Below are 19,828 nucleotides of genomic sequence, written 5' to 3'. Positions count from 1 at the left end.
AATGAAAATATTAAAAAATATATTTCTTGGAATTCTAACCATTGTTCTTGCAACAGCTTGTAATGAAGGAATAGATGATATTACCAAAGTTGATCCGGGTGCAGATCTTTCTGCGCCAATAATTAAAATTATATACCCTTCTGAAGGAACTACTATCAAGGTCTTTGAAGAAGTTACATCAATAAATATTAAAATTGAAGTAACAGATGATATTGAAATTGCTGATATCTCTGTACTTATAGATGATTCTGAAATTACTTCTTATACTTCTTTTTTAGATTATAGAAGAGCTTTAAAAGAATTTACTTATGATAATTTAGTTGATGGAACTCATAAATTAACAGTTATGGCTACCGATTTAGAAGGTAAAATATCAACTAAAGAGATTAACTTTATCAAAGAACCACCTTATACATCAATGTTTGATGGCGAATCTTTATATATGCCATTTGATGGAGATTATATGAATTTAATAGGATTTGATTTTGCTTCTGAAATTGGAACCCCAGGATTTGCTGGCTCTAGTTACGCTGGCGCAAATGCATATAAAGGTGCTACAGATTCTTATTTAACATTACCCGCTCAAGAATTACTAAGTAGTGAATTTAGTGCTGCATTTTGGTATAAAGTTGACGCAAATCCAGATAGAGCTGGAATACTTGTTGTTGGTAATGATATTCCAGAAAACAGAAATCAAGGATTTAGATTATTTAGAGAAGGAAATACAACGGAGCAAAGAATTAAGCTTAATGTTGGAACAGGTGCAGGTGAAAGTTGGAATGATGGGGGCGTAATTGATGTAAATGCAGGACAATGGGTTCACGTAGCTTTTACTATTTCTCAAACAAAAAGTACCATTTATTTAAATGGGATTGAAATGAATTCAGCCGATTTACCTAATGGTATTGATTGGACAGGATGTGAAAATTTAACTATTGGTGCTGGAGGAGAAACATTTAGCTATTGGAATCATAAATCTGATAATAGCAATATGGATGAGTTACGCGTATTTAATAAAGCACTTTCTCAAAACGATATTCAATTAATGATAAATGCTTTCAATCCTTACTTTCCAAAGTATAGTGGAGAGTCATTTTACATGCCTTTTGATGGTGGTTATTTAAATTTAATTGGAAGCAAAGCAGCTGAAAAAATTGGGTCTCCTGAAATAACAAATGATTCTTATGAAGGATCAGGAGCTTATTTAGGAGCTTTAGACTCTTATATAACGTATCCTGCTGAGGGTTTATTAACCACTGAGTTTAGCACAACATTTTGGTATAAAGTAGATGCAAATCCAGACAGAGCTGGAATATTAGTTGTAGGAAATGACGTCCCTGAAAACAGAAATCAAGGATTTAGATTGTTTAGAGAAGGAAATGCAACCGAGCAAAGAATTAAAGCAAATATTGGATTTGGAACAGGTGAAAGTTGGAATGATGGTGATGTAATTGATGTTACGGCTGGAGAATGGGTACATATTGCACTTACTATTTCTAATTCAAAAAACACTATCTATTTAAATGGTGTTGAAGCAAGATCTTCAGATATGCCAGCTCCAATTGATTGGACTGGTTGTGAAAAATTCACAATTGGATCTGGTGGTGAAACCTTTAGTTATTGGGGACATGCTTCCGATGGAAGTGAAATTGACGAATTACGATTTTACAATAAATCCTTAACTCCTGAAGAAGTATCAGATGTTTCTGGAGGTGTTTATGTTCCTAAAAATTATGGTTCAACATTTTATATGCCGTTTGATGGAACAACTACTGAAGTTAACAACAATATAAATGCAACTGTTGTTGGTACTCCTGATTTTGCAGGTGAAAGTATTATTGGTTCAAACGCCTATGCCGGAGCTGTAGATTCATATTTAACGTTCCCAACGGATGGTTTGTTTGCAAATCAATTTAGTGGTGCTTTTTGGTACAAAGTAAATGCAGATCCAGATAGAGCAGGCATATTAACAGTTGGACCACCAATGAATGGCGTAGATAATGTATTAACATCTGGCTTTAGACTGTTTAGAGAAGGTAGTGGTACTGAACAACGAATAAAACTGCATCTGGGAACTGATGGCGGAGATGTTTGGAATGATGGTGATGTGATAGACGCTACTGTTGGAGACTGGGTACATATAGCTTTTACCGTTTCTGAAACTGAAACTTTAATCTATTTTAACGGTGTAGCAGCTACCAATAAAGGTGATATGACAGGTAAACTTATAGATTGGACAGGCTGTGATATCCTTTCAATTGGTTCTGGAGCACCTCGTTTTTCAGGATGGAATCATTTATCCGATATAAGTTATATAGATGATTTATTCCTTTTTGACAAAACACTTTCAGTTGAAGAAATTCAGACCCTAATGAATAACTAATTAGTTTTTTATAATAATTTGAGATTAGGTTTTATTTGAGGTTGCACACCTATTGTGTGCAACTTTAGATAAAAAAATAAGGAAATAATAATTTATGAATTTCTCAAAAACAATAGTTGCAAGTTTTGCATTTATTTTAATATGCAGTACAAGTTGTAACTCAAAAAAAGATAAGCATCCAAAAGATAACATTACTGAAGTTGCTTCAGATAATGAAGATCTTTTAACTTTAGTTCAAAAACAAACGTTTAATTATTTTTGGGAGGGTGCCGAGCCAACTTCTGGTATGGCACGTGAAAGAATTCACTTAGATAATATTTACCCTTCAAATGATAAAGATATTGTAACAACTGGAGGAACTGGATTTGGTTTAATGGCAATTTTGGTTGGCGTTGAAAGGGGGTTTATTTCTAGAGAAGATGCATACAACCGATTTATAAAAATTACTAATTTCCTTGAAAAATCGGATCGATTTCACGGAGCATGGCCACACTGGATAGATGGAAAAACTGGTAGAATTAAGCCTTTTAGTAATAAAGATACTGGTGGAGATTTAGTTGAAACTGCTTTTTTAGTACAAGGTTTATTAACAGTTTCCGAATATTTTAAAGATGGCAATGAACATGAACAAGAATTGGTTTCCAAAATTGATAAACTTTGGCGAGAGGTTGAATGGAATTGGTACACTAAAAACGGAGAAAATGTACTTTATTGGCATTGGTCTCCAACTGATGGTTGGGATATGAATTTTCCTGTAGGTGGTTATAATGAGTGTTTAATTATGTATGTTTTAGCCGCAGCATCGCCAACATATTCAATAACTAAAGATGTCTATGAAAAAGGATGGGCATTAAATGGAAATATTGTTTCAAAAGATTCTTTATATGGTGAAGCATTGGTTTTAAATTATTTTGAAGGCAATGATGCACCAATTGGACCTTTATTTTGGGCACATTATTCGTATTTAGGCTTAAATCCAAATGGGTTATCTGATCAATATGCTGATTATTGGAAGCTTGCACAAAATCAGGCTAAAATTCATTATAAATATTGTGTTGAAAATCCTGAAAACCATACAGGTTATGGAGAAAATGTTTGGGGTTTAACATCAAGTTATTCTATGAAAGGATATGCAGGACATAGACCTGGAAATGATTTGGGTGTAATTTCTCCAACTGCAGCGCTGTCTTCTTTTCCATATACTCCAAAAGAAAGCATGCAAATGCTGAAGTACTTATATAAAGATGCTGATAGTTTGGTGGGTAAATATGGACCGTATGATGCTTTTAGTATTGAACATAAATGGGTTTTACCAAGATATTTAGCAATTGATCAAGGTCCAATTCCGGTAATGATTGAAAATTACAGAACAGGTTTATTATGGAATTTATTTATGCAAAATAAAGACCTTCAAAATGGTTTGAAAAAATTAAATTTCAAAAGTAAGTTAATTCAATAAAAATAATGAAGAACATTTCTCTAATATTAGTTGTTATTTTATTTAGTTTTAATTCGTGTGGTGATGATGGCTATGTTTATGAGCCAATTGAATTTCCTACAGATCAAGAAAACCCAGATGAAACACCTTCTTTAAGTGATGAAGAATTGTTAGATTTAACTCAAAAAGAAACTTTTAAATACTTTTGGAATTTTGCTGAAACTAATTCTGGAGCGGCTAAAGAACGTTACCATCCAACTAATCCAACTTTAAACCAAAATGTAGTTACAACTGGAGGAACCGGTTTTGGATTAATGAGCATTTTGGTTGGAATTGAAAGAGGTTTTATAACCCGAGAAGAAGGCTTCAATAAATTACAAAAAATCTTAAATTTTTTAGAAAACGCAGATCGTTTTCATGGTGCTTGGTCGCATTGGATTGATGGAACAAATGGGAATGTAATTCCTTTTAGTGCAGATGATAATGGTGGTGATATTGTTGAAACTTCCTTTTTGGCGCAAGGTCTTATTTGTATAAAAGAATATTTTAAAACAGGAAATACGAGTGAAAAAACTTTAGCTAATAAAGCAGATGTGTTGTGGAAAGGCATTGAATGGAATTGGTATACTCAAAATCAAAATACTTTATATTGGCACTGGAGTCCAAATTTTGGATTTTCTAAAAATTTAAAATTAAAAGGATATAATGAAGTGCTTATAACCTATGTTTTAGGGGCAGCATCTCCAGATTATGCAATTTCTAAAGAAGTTTATTCAAATGGTTGGGCTTCTAATGGAGGAATTAAATCTGCAAATATTAAATATAATTATCCGCTTTTAGTGAATCACGCTGGATCCGCAGAATACGGCGGACCACTTTTTTGGGCACATTATTCTTATTTAGGATTAAAACCAAAAGGCCTATCCGACGAGTACGTGAATTATTGGAATGTTACTACAAACCACTCTAAAATTAATTATAATTATTGTGTAGAAAATCCATTAAATTATAAAGATTACGGTGCAGATTGTTGGGGGTTAACGGCAAGTTATTCCAGAAATTCAGACGGTAGTATTGGCTATGCAGCGCATAAACCTAACAACGATCTTGGTGTAATTTCACCAACTGCAGCATTAAGTTCTATGCCATACACACCAACAGAATCGTTAAAAGCACTCCGGTATTTCTATAAAAATAAAGACAAACTTTTGGGTCCTGCAGGATTTTATGATGCATTTAGTCCACAAAATAATTTTTGGGTTGCCAATGCTTATTTGGCAATTGATCAAGGCCCAATAATTATTATGATTGAAAATTATAGAACAGGACTTCTTTGGAATCTTTTTATGCAAAATGAAGATGTTCAAAAAGGGTTAAATAACTTAAATTTTAACTATGAATAAAAAAATAATTTTTAGCTGTTGCCTATTTCTTAGTTTTTTTGGTGCCATTTCACAAATTGCTGAAGTTTCTTTATTTGAAAAAAAACAATTTATTAAAGAGTTGGATACTTTGCAATATAGAATTATGTATCCTTTAAATTTTTCAGAAGAGAAAGTATATCCACTGGTACTTTTTTTACACGGCGCTGGTGAACGAGAAAGTGATAATGAAACTCAACTTACACATGGAAGTGCTCTTTTTTTAACGAATGAAAGCAGAACTAATTTTCCGGCAATTGTTGTTTTTCCTCAATGTCCAAAAAATGATTATTGGGCTAATTTAACAGCTGACAGAACTACCAAACCAATTACTTTTGAATTTAAAAATGGTGAAAAACCAACAAAATCTCTTGGTTTAGTAATAGGTTTGTTAGATGATTTATTAACCAAATCATACACCAATAAAAAACAGGTTTATGTTATGGGACTTTCTATGGGTGGAATGGGAACATTTGAAATTTTAAATAGAAAACCAACAACATTTGCCGCTGCAATTCCAATTTGTGGCGGAGGAAGTCCAGAAACTACAGCTTCATATGCAACAACTACAGCACTTTGGATTTTTCATGGAGCAAAAGACGATGTAGTAAGTCCGCAATTATCAATCGGAATGGTTTCAGGTATTTTAAATGCTGGAGGCAATCCAAATTTCACATTATATAGTAACGACAATCATAATAGTTGGGATTCCGCATTTGCAGAACCTAACCTATTACCTTGGTTATTTTCAAAAAAATAAAATTAAAAGATGAAAAACCTTATAAAAACAAAGCTTTCAATTAGTTGTTTAATTATACTTCTAACAGTTGCTTGTACCAATAAAACCCCAGAAGTAACAATCAATAGTAAACCTTCTTTTGAAGCGAAAGTAGATTCTATTTTAAGTTTAATGACGTTAGATGAAAAAATAGGTCAGTTAAATTTACCAAGTGCCGGACAATTTACAACCGGTCAGGCAACAAATTCAGATATTGGAGGTAAAATTGAAAAAGGACTTGTTGGAGCTCTTTTTAATATAAAATCGGTTAAAAACATTAACGAAATACAAAAAATTGCTGTTGAAAAAAGTCGATTAAAAATTCCTTTAATTTTTGGTATGGATGTTATTCACGGTTATGAAACAACATTTCCAATTCCATTGGGATTGTCTTGCTCCTGGAATATGCCATTAATTGAAAAAACAGCGCGTATCGCAGCAATTGAAGCAAGTGCAGATGGAATAAACTGGACCTTTTCTCCAATGGTTGACATTTCAAGAGATCCACGATGGGGACGCGTTTCAGAAGGTTCAGGTGAAGATCCATATTTAGGAAGTGAAATTGCTAAATCCATGGTTCTTGGTTATCAAGGTAATAATTTAAATAGCAATAACACTATTATGTCTTGCGTAAAGCATTTTGCATTGTATGGAGCTCCTGAAGCAGGTAGAGATTATAACACCGTGGATATGAGTAAAATACGTATGTATAACGAATACCTACCGCCGTATAAAGCAGCAGTTGATGCAGGAGTTGGCTCTGTAATGGCTTCATTTAATGAAATTGATGGAGTTCCAGCAACTGGTAATAAATGGTTGCTAACAGATCTTTTACGAAATCAATGGAAATTTAATGGTTTTGTAGTTACAGATTATACAGGCATAAATGAAATGATAGAACACGGAATGGGAGATTTACAAACTGTATCGGCCTTAGCATTAAATGCAGGTACAGACATGGATATGGTTGGTGAAGGTTTTTTAACAACTTTAAAAAAATCTTTTGAAGAAGGGAATGTTTCTATTGAACAAATTGATGCTGCTGTAAAAAGAATATTAACAGCTAAAAATAAATTAGGTCTTTTTGAGGATCCTTATAAATATTGTGATGAAAACCGAGCTAAAACAGAAATATACACTTCTGAAAATAGAAAATTCTCAAGAGAAGTTGCGGCAGAATCAATGGTATTATTAAAAAATAACGATCAGTTGTTACCTCTAAAAAAATCAGGTACTATTGCTCTAATAGGACCATTGGCAGATGCAAAAGAAAATATGGCAGGAACCTGGAGTGTTGCAACAAAGCAAGATCAATCTATTTCTGTTTTAGATGGAATCAAAAAAATTGCCGGTGACAATGCAAAAATTCTATATGCCAAAGGAAGTAATTTAGATCATGATGCCGAGTTTGAAAAAATTGCAACCATGTTTGGTAAAGAACTAAACCGAGATACCAGAACAGCAAAACAATTATTAGATGAAGCCTTAAAAATAGCTTCAAAGGCCGATGTTATAGTAGCTACGCTTGGAGAATCTGCAGAAATGAGTGGAGAAAGTACCAGCCGAACCACTATTGAAATTCCACAAGCACAAAAAGATTTATTACAAGCATTGATAAAAACTGGAAAACCAGTAGTTTTAGTGTTATTTACAGGAAGACCTTTGGTTTTAACAGAAGAAAATAATACGGTTAATTCAATATTAAATGTTTGGTTTCCAGGAAGTGAAGCTGGATTAGCTATTTCTGATGTTTTATTTGGAGCTGTAAACCCTTCAGGAAAACTAACCGCAACATTTCCAAGAAGTGTTGGTCAAATTCCAATTTTTTACAATCATAAAAATACAGGAAGACCTTTGGTAAATTCCGAAGGTAAATTTGAGAAATTCCGTTCAAACTACATTGATGAAAGAAATGAACCTTTGTTTCCATTTGGTTTTGGGTTAAGTTATACTACTTTTAATTATGAAGATTTAAAATTAAGCACTTCTAAAATTTCAAAAAACGAAACAATAGATGTTTCCGTAACTGTAAAAAATACAGGAAATTATGATGGTAAAGAAATTGTACAATTGTATATTCGAGATTTGGTTGGCTCAGTAACAAGACCCGTTAAAGAACTAAAAGGATTTCAAAAAATAGCTTTAAAAAAGGGCGAAACTAAAACCGTAAATTTCAAAATAACTGTTGAGGATTTAAAATTTTACAATTCAAATTTAGATTTTGTTGCTGAACCCGGAAAATTTGAAATTTTTGTTGGAACCAACTCAGTAAGTAATTTAAAATCAGAGTTTGAACTTATTAATTAAAGATTTATTTTCTATAAAAAACATTTAAAATGGTATTAAAAACCGAATTTAAAAAAACAGTTTGGGCAACTTTACTATTGATTTCATTTTTTTCATTTCAAATAAATGCACAACAAAAAACATATTGCAACCCTATAAACATAGATTACGGTTACACGCCAATTCCTAATTTTGCTGAACAAGGAAAACACAGAGCAACTGCCGATCCTGTAATAGTAAATTTTAAAGGTAAATACTTTTTATTTTCAACAAATCAATGGGGATATTGGTGGAGTGATGATATGTTAAATTGGAATTTTATTTCAAGAAAATTTTTATTACCGCAACATAAAGTTTACGATGAATTATGCGCTCCAGCAGTATTTGCTATGAAAGATGAACTATATGTTATTGGATCTACTCACAATCCAACGTTTCCTATTTGGAAAAGTAAAAACCCAACAAAGGATGAATGGGAAATTGCTGTTGATTCCTTAAAAGTTGGCGCCTGGGATCCTGGTTTTTTATATGACAATGAACTTGATAAACTATTTTTATATTGGGGATCAAGTAATGAATATCCGCTTTTAGGAACTGAAATAAATACAAAAACTTTACAATCTGATGGGCTTGTAAAACCATTAATATCTTTACATCCAGAAGATCACGGATGGGAGCGTTTTGGAGAATATAATGACAATACTTTTTTACAACCATTTATGGAAGGTGCTTGGGTAACTAAATATCATAATAAATATTACTTACAATATGGAGCTCCGGCAACTGAATTTAGTGGTTATGCAGATGGTGTTTATGTAAGTGAAAGTCCGTTAGATGGTTTTGCTTATCAATCTCATAATCCATTTGCTTATAAACCTGGTGGCTTTGCAAGAGGTGCCGGACACGGTGCAACCTATCAAGATAATTTTGGTAATTGGTGGCACGTTTCAACAGTTATTTTAGGTGTTAAAAATAATTTTGAGCGAAGAATTGGTATTTGGCCTGCTGGTTTTGATAAAGATGATGTTTTATTTTGCAATACGGCTTATGGAGATTATCCAACTTTTTTACCAACCAAAAATGCCAATCATATTGATGGTTTATTTAGTGGTTGGATGTTATTAAATTACAATAAACCTGTTCAAGTTTCATCTACATTAGGCGGTTTTCAGGCAAATAATGCTGTTGATGAAAATATGAAATCCTATTGGTCTGCAAAAACTGGAGCTAAAGGAGAATGGATTCAAACTGATTTGGGAGAGATTTCAACTATAAATGCAATTCAACTTAATTATGCCGATCAAGATGTAGCATTTTTAGGCAAAACATTGGATAAATTTCATCAATATAAAATTTACAGTTCTAACGATGGTAAAAGATGGAAACTACTTGTTGATAAAAGCGAGAATAAAACCGATGTTCCTCATGAATACGTTGAATTAGAAAAACCTATAAAAACTCGTTATTTAAAATTAGAAAATATAGCAATGCCAACAGGTAAATTTGCCTTAAGCGGTTTTAGAGTTTTTGGTTTTGGAAATGGAGAAAAACCTAAAGAAGTAGAAAAATTTATAGTTTTACGTGCAGATCCTAAAAAATATGGAGAACGAAGAAGTTCTTGGATTAAATGGCAACAAAATAATGACGCTGATGGCTATGTAATTTATTTTGGAAAATCTCCCGATAAATTATACGGAAGCATTATGGTTTATGGTGTAAATGATTATTTTTTCACAGGAATGGATAGAACCGATACTTATTATTTTCAAATAGAGGCATTTAATAACAACGGTATTTCTAAAAGATCGCCTATTGTAATTTCTGAATAATTTTAATAAGTGTCTAAAAAAATGAGTTAGAAATTTAACAGATTCCCGTGTTTTTTTAAACGGAAAAATTAAAGTAAATTTATTGTTTTTTATACTTTATAATTCCTTTTTAAAACCATGAGAAAAACACACTATTTTCTATTTCTTTTTATTTTTATAAACACACTAATTTCAGCACAAACTTCCCAAGAACAATTATTAATTAACACCTACAACAGGCCTTCACAAAGTTTAAATGGAACTTGGAATTACATAGTAGATCCATATGAAAACGGCTATTACAATTACAGAAGAGATGCTTTTGATCAACAAGAAAATCCAGATGTAAGTGCTTATTTTTTAAATTCAAAACCAAAAGACAGGTCTGATAGAATTGAATATGATTTTGATACTTCGAAAGAAATTCAGGTTCCCGGAGATTGGAATACACAAGACGATAAACTGTATTATTATGAAGGAACTGTATGGTATAAAAAATCGTTTGATTACACAAAAACCGACATAAATAATCGTGTTTTTATTTACTTTGGAGCAGTTAATTATATTGCAGAAGTTTATTTAAATGGTAAAAAAATTGGAATGCACGAAGGTGGTTTCACTCCTTTTAATTTTGATGTTACTAATTTAATAAATGAAAAGGATAATTTTTTAATTGTAAAAGTTGACAACAAACGTAAAAAAGAAGCGGTTCCAACTTTAAATACAGACTGGTGGAATTATGGTGGAATTACCAGAGATGTTAAAATAATTGAAACACCAAACACATACATTCAAGATTATTTTATTCAACTAAATCCTGATAACAACAAACAAATAAAAGGGTATGTAAAACTTAAAGGAGAAGACATTGCAAATAAAAAAGTACAAATTAATATTCCTGAACTTAAAATAAAAACTCAAGTTACCACCAATATAGAAGGAATTGCACCACTTGAAATTAAGTTGAAAAAAGTAACTTATTGGTCAGATACAAATCCATACTTATACAATGTTACCATTAAAGCTTCCCAAGATGAACTTACCGACCAAATAGGGTTTAGAACTATTAAAACAAGTGGACAAGACATTCTATTAAATGGTGAAAATATTTATTTAAAAGGTATTTCTATTCACGAAGAAAATCCAATTAAAGGTGGAAGAGCCAATACATTAGAAGATGCAAAATTATTACTGACCTGGGCAAAAGAATTGGGCTGTAATTATGTGAGACTAGCACATTATCCACATAATGAACATATGTTGAGACTTGCCGATCAAATGGGTATTCTGGTATGGGAAGAAAATCCTGTTTATTGGACAATTCAATGGGAAAACGAAGCTACTTATCAAAATGCCAAAAATCAATTAACTGAAGTTATTAGCAGAGATAAAAACCGAGCTGCAACTATTATTTGGTCAATGGCAAATGAAACCCCGGTTAGTGAAGCCAGAACTGAATTTTTAATAAAATTAATGAAAGTTGCTAAAGAATTAGATCCAACCAGACTTATAAGTGCCGCATTGGAACAAAATACCAACAAAAACAATTCTAATGTTATGCATATTGAAGATCCATTTGCTGATTATGTAGACATTTTAAGCTTTAATCAATACATTGGTTGGTATGTTGGTTTACCTGAAAGGTCTAAAGAGATTATTTGGAATATTAAACAAGACAAACCTGTACTTATTTCAGAATTTGGAGCTGGTGCAAAACAAGGTTTACACGGTGATAAATTAGATAGATGGACAGAAGAATATCAAGAATATTTATATGTAGAAACGTTAAATATGATAGATAAAATTCCTCAATTAAGAGGTTTTTCACCTTGGATATTGGTTGATTTTAAATCTCCAAGAAGACATTTACCTGTAATACAAGATGAATGGAATAGAAAAGGGCTTATTTCATCTGAAGGCAAAAAGAAAAAAGCCTTTTTTGTATTAAAAGATTTTTACGATAAGAAATAAAAAAATTGAAAAACTAAAATCATCGGTTTTCAAAAATAAATCACTCAAAAATCCATTTATGAATATGAAAAAATCAATCATTCTTTTTTTAATTTGCAGTTGCATTTCACTTCAAGTATTTTCTCAACAACAATTTAAAGCACTGCTCTTTACAAAAACGGCTGGATATCATCATGAATCCATTAATGAAGGTGTTACTGCAGTTAAAGCTTTGGCTGAACGACATAATTTTGGAGTAGAATGGCATGAAGATGCGAAAAAATTTAACAACAAATTTCTAGCACAATTTGATGTTATAATTTTTCTAAATACAACTGAAGACATTTTAAATGATGAACAACAAAATGCTTTTAAAGCATTCATCCAATCTGGTAAAGGTTTTGTTGGCATACATAGTGCTTCAGATACTGAATACGACTGGCAATGGTATACTAAATTAGTTGGAAGAATGTTTCATATTCACCCAGCTCAACAAACAGCAATGTTAGAAGTTACTGATAGCAATTTCCCCGGAATGGAAATTTTCCCTAAGCGATTTATGTGGACTGATGAATGGTACGAATTCAAAAAAGAAGAATACTCTAAAAATTTAAAAGTATTACTTACTATAGATGAAAACACCTATAATCCAAATGCACAATGGGGAGAAAAAATTGGAAAAGGTATGGGATACCACCCAATTTCCTGGTATCAGGATTATGATAATGGGAGATCGTTTTACACAGCTTTAGGTCATATTCCTTTAATATATAGCGACCCTTGGTTTTTACATCATATTTATGGTGGAATCTACTGGGCAGCAACTGGAAAAGGGATTAAAAAATAATATTTTACGATCAAATTACTCTTCTCAAATTTTAATAAATACTACCAAAAATTAATTATGATTAATTTCTGGTAGTATTTGTTTTATTTCAGTATTTTTACAAGTGTATTTTAAACACTTACTTATGAAAAACAGCATCATTTTACTCATTACAAGTATCTTATTACTTTCCTGTAACATTAAAAAAAACAATACAACTTTTGAAAACTCCACCAAAACTATTAAGGTTGAATTCAATTTAAATGCCGATAAAACTCCTTTTTATCAGGTTTTTTATAATAACAAAATTGTTCTCGATTCTTCTAAATTAGGGTTAATTAGAGAAGACGCTAATTTTTATAACAATTTAAAAGTCAAAAGTATTTCAGAATCCATTCCGGTTTCCGATACATATTCTATGGTTCAAGGAAAACAAAAAAACATAGAATACAATGCAAATAAATATATCGTTCATTTAGAAAATGAAACTGGAAATTTAATGGATATTATTTTTCAATTATCAGATGATGGCGTTGCTTTTAGATATCACTTTCCTGAAACTTCAGAAGAAAATAAAAAGATTACCGAAGAAAAAACAACTTATAATTTTAATGAGAGTACAAAAGCTTGGCTACAACCAATGTCTAAAGCAAAAACAGGATGGAGTGAAACAAACCCTTCCTATGAAGAAAATTATATGATGGACATTCCAGTAAATACGGCTTCTCCTATTGGTGAAGGCTGGGTATATCCAGCTTTATTTCATACAAATGAATCTTGGGTTTTAATTACCGAGGCTGGTTTGCATGAAAAATATTGTGGAACTAGATTAAAATATAACGATGAAATGGAAGCTTTACAAGTTACATTTCCACAAACAGAAGAAATTTTTCCAGAAGGAGAATTAAATCCTGAATCGAATTTACCTTGGTTTACACCTTGGAGAATTATTACAATTGGAAATTTAAATACTATTACCGAAAGTACTTTAGGTACGGATGTAGCAGATAAAGCCATTGAAATGGATACTTCATTTATAAAAAGTGGATTGTCTTCCTGGAGTTGGGTGCTACTAAAAGATGATTTTACAACTTTTGAAACTTCCATAAAATTTATTGACTACGCTTCTGAAATGAATTGGCCTTATTGTCTGATTGATGCAGATTGGGATACTAAAATTGGGTATGAAAAAATGGAGGAATTAACTAAATATGCGACTTCAAAAAACGTAAAAGTTTTGGTTTGGTATAATTCTTCTGGTTCTTGGAACAGTACACCATATCATCCAAAAAGCAAGCTACTAACACAAGAAGATAGAATTCATGAATTTACAAAACTTAATGAAATTGGTGTTTCAGGAGTTAAAATTGATTTTTTTGGCGGTGACGGACAATCTATGATTGCCTATTATCACGGTATCTTAAAAGATGCTGCTTCACATAAATTATTAGTGAATTTTCACGGGGCAACTTTACCAAGAGGTTGGCAACGTACATATCCTCATCTATTAACTATGGAAGCCATAAAAGGGGAAGAGTTTATAACGTTTGTTCAAGAAAATGCTGATACTGCACCAAGCCATTGTACTGTGTTACCATTTGCCCGAAATGCATTTGACCCAATGGATTTTACCCCAATGGTGTTAGATGTTATTCCAAATATTACAAAAAGAACTACAGCTGGTTTTGATTTGGCTTTACCTGTATTATTTTTATCTGGTATTCAACATATTGCTGAAATCCCTGAAGGAATGGCGAAACAACCTCAATATGTTATAGACTATTTAAAAGACATTCCAACAAATTGGGATGCTGCTAAATTTATTGAAGGTTTTCCTGGAAAAGATGTAATTATGGCTAGAAGAAAAGGCGATACATGGCATATTACAGGTATAAATGGTGAGAATATGGATAAAGAATTTACTATTGATCTATCTTTTATTTCTAAAGATGGCTTTATCATTTCTGAAAATGAAAATGGATTTGTTCAAAATACAATTACACCAGATGCCAAGCTATTAGTGAAAATGAAACCTTATGGTGGATTTGTGATGAAGTTTTAATTATGAATTAAACTCTTATGTCATACTGAGCATGTCGAAGTATTATAATTAGTTGAAATTAAAATCAACTTCGACACGCTCAGTTTAACATATTTATTATCATTTCGCACAAAATCAATTGAAATATTGCAATCACCCTTACCAAGAGGTTAAATTACTTTCTTCTTAATTCAAAAATACAATTACAACAAATTCTAAAGTATTAGAAAAAATGAAACTTCATCCTAGATTTATAATAAATTTTTAATATAAAATTCTTATGTCATACTGAGCCTGTCGAAGTATTATAATTCGTTGAAATTAAAATTAACTTCGACAGGCTCAGTATGACATATTTCACATAATTGTCAACGAAATACTCTAAAACCTATCAACATTCTGATTGATTTGTCATTGTGAACAAAACGCAATGAAGTGAAGCAATCTGTTCTTTAGGTTATTTATCAACAAGAAAAGAGACCTTTTAAAAGTGAAAATCACATTTCAAAAAGCCTCTTTAAAACCAAATCAAATATATCGTTAACTTATTTCCCGTTAAAGAAAATCATTACCGCTACAACTAAAGCCACAACTAAAACAGAAATTATTATATCTATTAAACCATAACTACTTTTATTTTTAATTTTTTCTACTTCTGAAATTGTTCCAAAAGTTAAATTTTCTACTTTTTCATCTGTTGGTGCTTTAGTAACTAAACTCACTACAATTGTAAGTACAATACAGAATAAGAAGAACCAAGCTCCAAAAGTTAAGAAGTTCATATCTCCAAGTTTAAATAAGAAACTACTTGTATCTAACGAACCTTTTATCAACTCTAATACAATTCTAAACGCAGCTACCACAAAACCAACAACTAAAGTCACAAAAGCACCTTGTGCATTAATTCTTTTATGGAAAATACCTAATAAGAACACCGCAGTTATTGGAGGCGCAATGTACGATTGAACCTTTTGCAAATATTCATACAACACTCCCGAAATATTTGCCATAATTGGAATCCAAATAATACCAATAATTACAACAACAACAGTTGCTATTTGTCCAGTTCGAACTAATTTTTTTTCTGACTCATTTGGTCTTAATTTTTTATAAATATCAACTGTAAATAAGGTAGAAACTGAATTAAATACAGAAGCTAAAGAACTCATTAAAGCAGCTAACAAACCAGCAGCAACTAAACCTCTTAATCCTGAAGGTAATAAATTACTCATTAATACAGGAAATGCCTGATCTGGACTGTCATATTCTAATTCACCTCTCATTTTTAAAGTCACTGCAATTACACCAGGTATTAAGAATAAAAATACTGGAAGTAATTTTAAAAGCGCACCAAAAATAGTTCCTCTTCTACCTTCTTTAATATTTTTAGCAGTTAAAGTTCGTTGCACTATATATTGATCAGTACACCAATACCAAACTCCAACTATAGTACTTGTAATAAATAAGGCCGGCCAAGGAAACTCAGGATCTGAAGCAGAACGCCACATATTTAAGTATTCTGGTGTTACCGTTTCTTTCATACTTTCCCAACCACCTACGTGTTGTAAACCTATAAATGTTAATGCTCCTGCACCTATTACTAAAATTATAGCTTGTAGTGTTTCTGTATAAACTACGGCTCTCATACCCCCTAAAACAGTGTATAAACCGGTTAATAATACCGTTGCAATTGCACCAGTCCAAAAATCAATTCCAAGTAAAGCAGAAACCACTATTCCACCTGCATAAATTGTAACCGAAATTTTAGTTAGTACATATGCTATAATTGAAAATACTGAAAGTATCCAGCGAGAGCGCGCATCAAAACGTTTTTCTAAAAATTCAGGCATTGTAAACACACCACTTCTAGCATAAAAAGGAAGGAAAACCCAACCCAAAAGCAACACTACCCAAGCCTGAATTTCATAAATAAGCATTGGTAATTTATTTCCTGCTCCCGCTCCTGCTAATCCAACAACGTGTTCCGATCCAATATTTGAGGCAAAAATAGATGCTCCAACTACAAACCAACCAACATTTCTACCTGCTAAAAAGTAATCTTCGGTATTTGCCTGTTTTTTTCGAACAACCCAAACAACGATACCAATCAATATTAGAAAGTAAATACTTATGGAAATCCAATCAAATGTGTCTAATGTTTTCATATTATTATTTTACAGAGAATTTAAATGAAGTAGTTGTTTTATATTTTTCTCCTGGATTTAATACCACTGACGGAAAGTCTTTCTGATTTGGAGAATCTGGATAGTGTTGAGTTTCCAAACAAAAACCTGTTCTATGCCCATAAGTTCCTCCCTGCTTATTAGGCAAAGTTCCGTCTAAGAAATTCCCTGTATAAAGCTGAATTCCTGGTTCATCCGAAAAAACTTCAAGTAACCGTCCGCTTTCTTTATGATAAGCAGATGAAGTTAATCTTATCCCTTCATTTTGATTATTTAAAACCCAACAATGGTCATATCCTAAACCTCTTTTAAGTTGCTCATTTTCTACTTCAATATCTTGCCCAACTGATTTTGCTACTCTAAAATCAAAAGGAGTATTCGCTACATCTTTCAATTCTCCCGTAGGAATTAAAATAGCATCAACTGGAACAAATTTATCTGCATTAATTGTTATTTCGTGATCTAAAATAGGCTTAGAAAAATCTCCGGATAAATTAAAATAAGAATGTTGCGTAAGATTAACAATGGTTTTTTTATCAGTAGTTGCTTCATAAGAAACTTCTAATTCATTATCATTAGTTAATTTATAAATAACCACAGTTTCCAAATTTCCAGGATATCCTTCTTCCATATCTTTACTTAAATAAGATAGTTTTAAAGAACCTGTATCTTCTAAAACTTCTGCAGTCCAAACTACTTTATCAAAACCTTTAACACCCCCGTGTAAATGATTTGAGCCATCATTTGCAGCTAAAGTATATTCAATTCCATCTAAAGAAAACTTACCCTTTGCAATTCTGTTACCATACCTACCAATTAATGCTCCAAAATATGGCGTGCTTTTTTGATACTCCTCAATTGAATTATAACCCAAAACAACATCTTCAATTTTATTATCCTTATTTGGAACTTTTAATGTTGTAATAATCCCTCCATAAGTAATAATGGTAACTTCCATTCCCTTTTCATTTTTCAAAGTATAACTCTCAACATTTATACTATCAGAAGTTACACCATAAGCTTCTTTTGCTATCGTTATTGGATTTTTTATTTCACTAACCATTTCATTACTTTTATCTTTTTTATTTTCTTTACACTGCACACTTATATAAGCAAAACTAATTAAGCTTAAAACTGCTAAGGATCGTTTCAATACATTCATAATAGTTGGTTTTAGTTAGTTAATTATAGACCGTGCTGAAACATATGGTAATAAGCTTCATTTGAATTAATTTTATCTTTAAATTCTCTTACTGTAGTTTTATCGTCAATTACTAATAATTCAATACCTGCAATATCGGCAAAATCTTCCATATATTCAGTTGTTACCACTTGGCTATATACTGTATGATGAGCACCTCCGGCTAAAATCCAAGCCGTTGCCGCCACTTCTAAATTTGGTTTTGCGTCCCATAAAACTCTCGCTACCGGCAATTTTGGTAAATCGCCCATTGGTTTTACTGCTTCAACTTCGTTTACAATTAATCTAAATCTATTTCCCATATCAACTAAAGAAGCATTGATAGCATTTCCAGCAGCAACATTAAATACCAATCTTGCAGGATCTTCCTTTCCTCCAATTCCCAAAGGATGTACTTCACAAGTCGGTTTTCCTTCAGCAATTGATGAACAAATTTCTAACATATGAGAACCTAAAACATATGATTTTTGAGGTGTAAAATGATATGTATAATCTTCCATAAAAGAAGTACCACCTTCTAAGCCATAGTTCATTACTTTCATGGCTCTAACCATTGCAGCTGTTTTCCAGTCTCCTTCACCACCAAAACCATAACCATCGGCCATCAAGCGTTGAACAGCTAAACCAGGTAATTGTTTTAATTCTCCTAAATTTTCAAAAGTATCCGTAAATGCCATGAAGCCACCTTCTTCTAAAAATGCTCTTAATCCTAGCTCAATTCTGGCCGATTCAACCAAAGAATCTCTTTGCGCTCCACCTTTTTTAATGGATGGAGTTAATTGATAAGAAGTTTCATAAATAGCTAATAAATCATTTAAATCACCTTCAGAAACTTTGTTGATGTGTTTTACAACATCAGACGAATCGTATCCATTTACAGTAAAACCAAAACGAATTTGAGCTTCCACTTTGTCACCTTCCGTTACGGCTACTTCACGCATATTATCACCAATTCTGGCAACTTTTAAATGCTGTAATTCATCCCAGCCTAATACAACTCTAGACCAAATTCCTAATTTTTTCTGAACACGTTCTTCTTGCCAGTGACCAACAACTACTTTGCGTTTTTTACGCATTCTAGACATAATAAAACCAAATTCTCTATCTCCATGAGCAGATTGATTCAGATTCATAAAATCCATATTAATTGTCTCCCAAGGAATTTCAGCATTGAACTGCGTATGCAGATGACATAAAGGTTTATTCAAAATTCTTAAACCACCAATCCACATTTTTGCAGGTGAGAAAGTATGCATCCACGCAATTATCCCAATACAGTTTTTTTTAGCATTTGCTGCCTGACAAACATTTAAAATTTGATCTGGAGTAGTTACTGTTGGTTTAAAAATTATTTTTACTGGAATGTGTTTAGAAGCATTAAATCCTTTTACAATTTGTTGAGAATTTTCTGCAACTTGTTTTAACGTTTCGTTTCCGTATAAATGTTGGCTTCCTGTTACAAACCAAATTTCTTTTTGAGATATATCAATCATTTGAAATAACTATTTAAATT

12 protein-coding genes are annotated in these 19,828 nt (G+C 31.9%); 9 read left to right on the top strand and 3 right to left on the bottom strand.

Translation table 11 applies throughout. The annotated features are described in order from the left end of the window. Window position 1 precedes the first annotated feature (1 nt). The 9 genes from CHB63_RS12710 (at window position 2) to CHB63_RS12670 (ending at window position 14,952) form a co-directional block, all read left to right on the top strand. On the top strand, window positions 2-2,383 hold the full coding sequence (locus CHB63_RS12710) for a LamG-like jellyroll fold domain-containing protein (protein WP_089378846.1): 2,382 nt from the start codon (window positions 2-4) through the stop codon (window positions 2,381-2,383). A gap of 94 nt (window positions 2,384-2,477) precedes the next feature. Next, window positions 2,478-3,842, top strand: a complete 1,365-nt coding sequence (locus CHB63_RS12705) for a glucoamylase family protein (RefSeq protein WP_089378845.1) — start codon at window positions 2,478-2,480, stop codon at window positions 3,840-3,842. Between the two features lie 5 nt (window positions 3,843-3,847). Further along, window positions 3,848-5,224 (top strand): glucoamylase family protein, encoded by a 1,377-nt coding sequence (locus CHB63_RS12700; protein ID WP_089378844.1) that lies wholly within the window; start codon window positions 3,848-3,850, stop codon window positions 5,222-5,224. After that, a complete protein-coding gene (locus CHB63_RS12695) occupies window positions 5,217-6,002 on the top strand; it encodes a carboxylesterase family protein (RefSeq protein WP_089378843.1) in 786 nt (261 codons plus the stop codon). The genes CHB63_RS12700 and CHB63_RS12695 overlap by 8 nt, the downstream gene beginning before the upstream one ends. Before the next feature lie 9 nt (window positions 6,003-6,011). After that, the gene (gene bglX, locus CHB63_RS12690) at window positions 6,012-8,327 is read left to right on the top strand and encodes a beta-glucosidase BglX (protein WP_089378842.1); all 2,316 of its coding nucleotides are present in this window, start codon (window positions 6,012-6,014) and stop codon (window positions 8,325-8,327) included. A gap of 29 nt (window positions 8,328-8,356) precedes the next feature. After that, window positions 8,357-10,135, top strand: a complete 1,779-nt coding sequence (locus CHB63_RS12685; RefSeq protein WP_089378841.1) for a discoidin domain-containing protein — start codon at window positions 8,357-8,359, stop codon at window positions 10,133-10,135. Window positions 10,136-10,252: 117 nt separating this feature from the next. Continuing rightward, window positions 10,253-12,085, top strand: a complete 1,833-nt coding sequence (locus tag CHB63_RS12680; protein WP_089378840.1) for a glycoside hydrolase family 2 protein — start codon at window positions 10,253-10,255, stop codon at window positions 12,083-12,085. 64 nt (window positions 12,086-12,149) lie between these two features. Then, complete coding sequence (locus CHB63_RS12675; protein ID WP_217898415.1) at window positions 12,150-12,911, top strand: ThuA domain-containing protein; 762 nt, start codon at window positions 12,150-12,152, stop codon at window positions 12,909-12,911. Window positions 12,912-13,035: 124 nt separating this feature from the next. Beyond that, complete coding sequence (locus tag CHB63_RS12670; RefSeq protein WP_089378838.1) at window positions 13,036-14,952, top strand: glycoside hydrolase family 97 protein; 1,917 nt, start codon at window positions 13,036-13,038, stop codon at window positions 14,950-14,952. Window positions 14,953-15,476: 524 nt separating this feature from the next. On the opposite strand, the gene CHB63_RS12665 is transcribed toward CHB63_RS12670, so the two are convergent. Genes CHB63_RS12665 through araA form a run of 3 tightly spaced genes read right to left on the bottom strand, consistent with a single transcriptional unit; the run spans window position 15,477 to window position 19,808 of the window. Beyond that, window positions 15,477-17,096 (bottom strand): sodium:solute symporter, encoded by a 1,620-nt coding sequence (locus CHB63_RS12665; protein ID WP_089378837.1) that lies wholly within the window; start codon window positions 17,094-17,096, stop codon window positions 15,477-15,479. Between the two features lie 4 nt (window positions 17,097-17,100). Further along, window positions 17,101-18,276, bottom strand: a complete 1,176-nt coding sequence (locus CHB63_RS12660; RefSeq protein WP_089378836.1) for an aldose epimerase family protein — start codon at window positions 18,274-18,276, stop codon at window positions 17,101-17,103. A gap of 23 nt (window positions 18,277-18,299) precedes the next feature. Further along, window positions 18,300-19,808 carry an L-arabinose isomerase gene (gene araA, locus CHB63_RS12655; protein ID WP_089378835.1) on the bottom strand — a complete coding sequence of 503 codons (1,509 nt, stop codon included), beginning with the start codon at window positions 19,806-19,808 and terminating at the stop codon, window positions 18,300-18,302. Window positions 19,809-19,828 lie beyond the last annotated feature (20 nt).

This window comes from Lutibacter flavus (genome assembly GCF_900188355.1).
In the GTDB taxonomy this organism is placed as follows: domain Bacteria; phylum Bacteroidota; class Bacteroidia; order Flavobacteriales; family Flavobacteriaceae; genus Lutibacter; species Lutibacter flavus.
Note: the sequence above shows the minus strand (reverse complement) of the source record. Positions and strands in the feature narration are given on the sequence as shown.

Bases quoted from the DNA above. Each gene is read 5' to 3' on its own strand.
- CHB63_RS12710 (WP_089378846.1), top strand. From the start codon at position 2: ATGAAAATATTAAAAAATATATTTCTTGGAATTCTAACCATTGTTCTT.
- CHB63_RS12705 (WP_089378845.1), top strand. From the start codon at position 2,478: ATGAATTTCTCAAAAACAATAGTTGCAAGTTTTGCATTTATTTTAATA.
- CHB63_RS12700 (WP_089378844.1), top strand. From the start codon at position 3,848: ATGAAGAACATTTCTCTAATATTAGTTGTTATTTTATTTAGTTTTAAT.
- CHB63_RS12695 (WP_089378843.1), top strand. From the start codon at position 5,217: ATGAATAAAAAAATAATTTTTAGCTGTTGCCTATTTCTTAGTTTTTTT.
- bglX (WP_089378842.1), top strand. From the start codon at position 6,012: ATGAAAAACCTTATAAAAACAAAGCTTTCAATTAGTTGTTTAATTATA.
- CHB63_RS12685 (WP_089378841.1), top strand. From the start codon at position 8,357: ATGGTATTAAAAACCGAATTTAAAAAAACAGTTTGGGCAACTTTACTA.
- CHB63_RS12680 (WP_089378840.1), top strand. From the start codon at position 10,253: ATGAGAAAAACACACTATTTTCTATTTCTTTTTATTTTTATAAACACA.
- CHB63_RS12675 (WP_217898415.1), top strand. From the start codon at position 12,150: ATGAAAAAATCAATCATTCTTTTTTTAATTTGCAGTTGCATTTCACTT.
- CHB63_RS12670 (WP_089378838.1), top strand. From the start codon at position 13,036: ATGAAAAACAGCATCATTTTACTCATTACAAGTATCTTATTACTTTCC.
- CHB63_RS12665 (WP_089378837.1), bottom strand. From the start codon at position 17,096: ATGAAAACATTAGACACATTTGATTGGATTTCCATAAGTATTTACTTT.
- CHB63_RS12660 (WP_089378836.1), bottom strand. From the start codon at position 18,276: ATGAATGTATTGAAACGATCCTTAGCAGTTTTAAGCTTAATTAGTTTT.
- araA (WP_089378835.1), bottom strand. From the start codon at position 19,808: ATGATTGATATATCTCAAAAAGAAATTTGGTTTGTAACAGGAAGCCAA.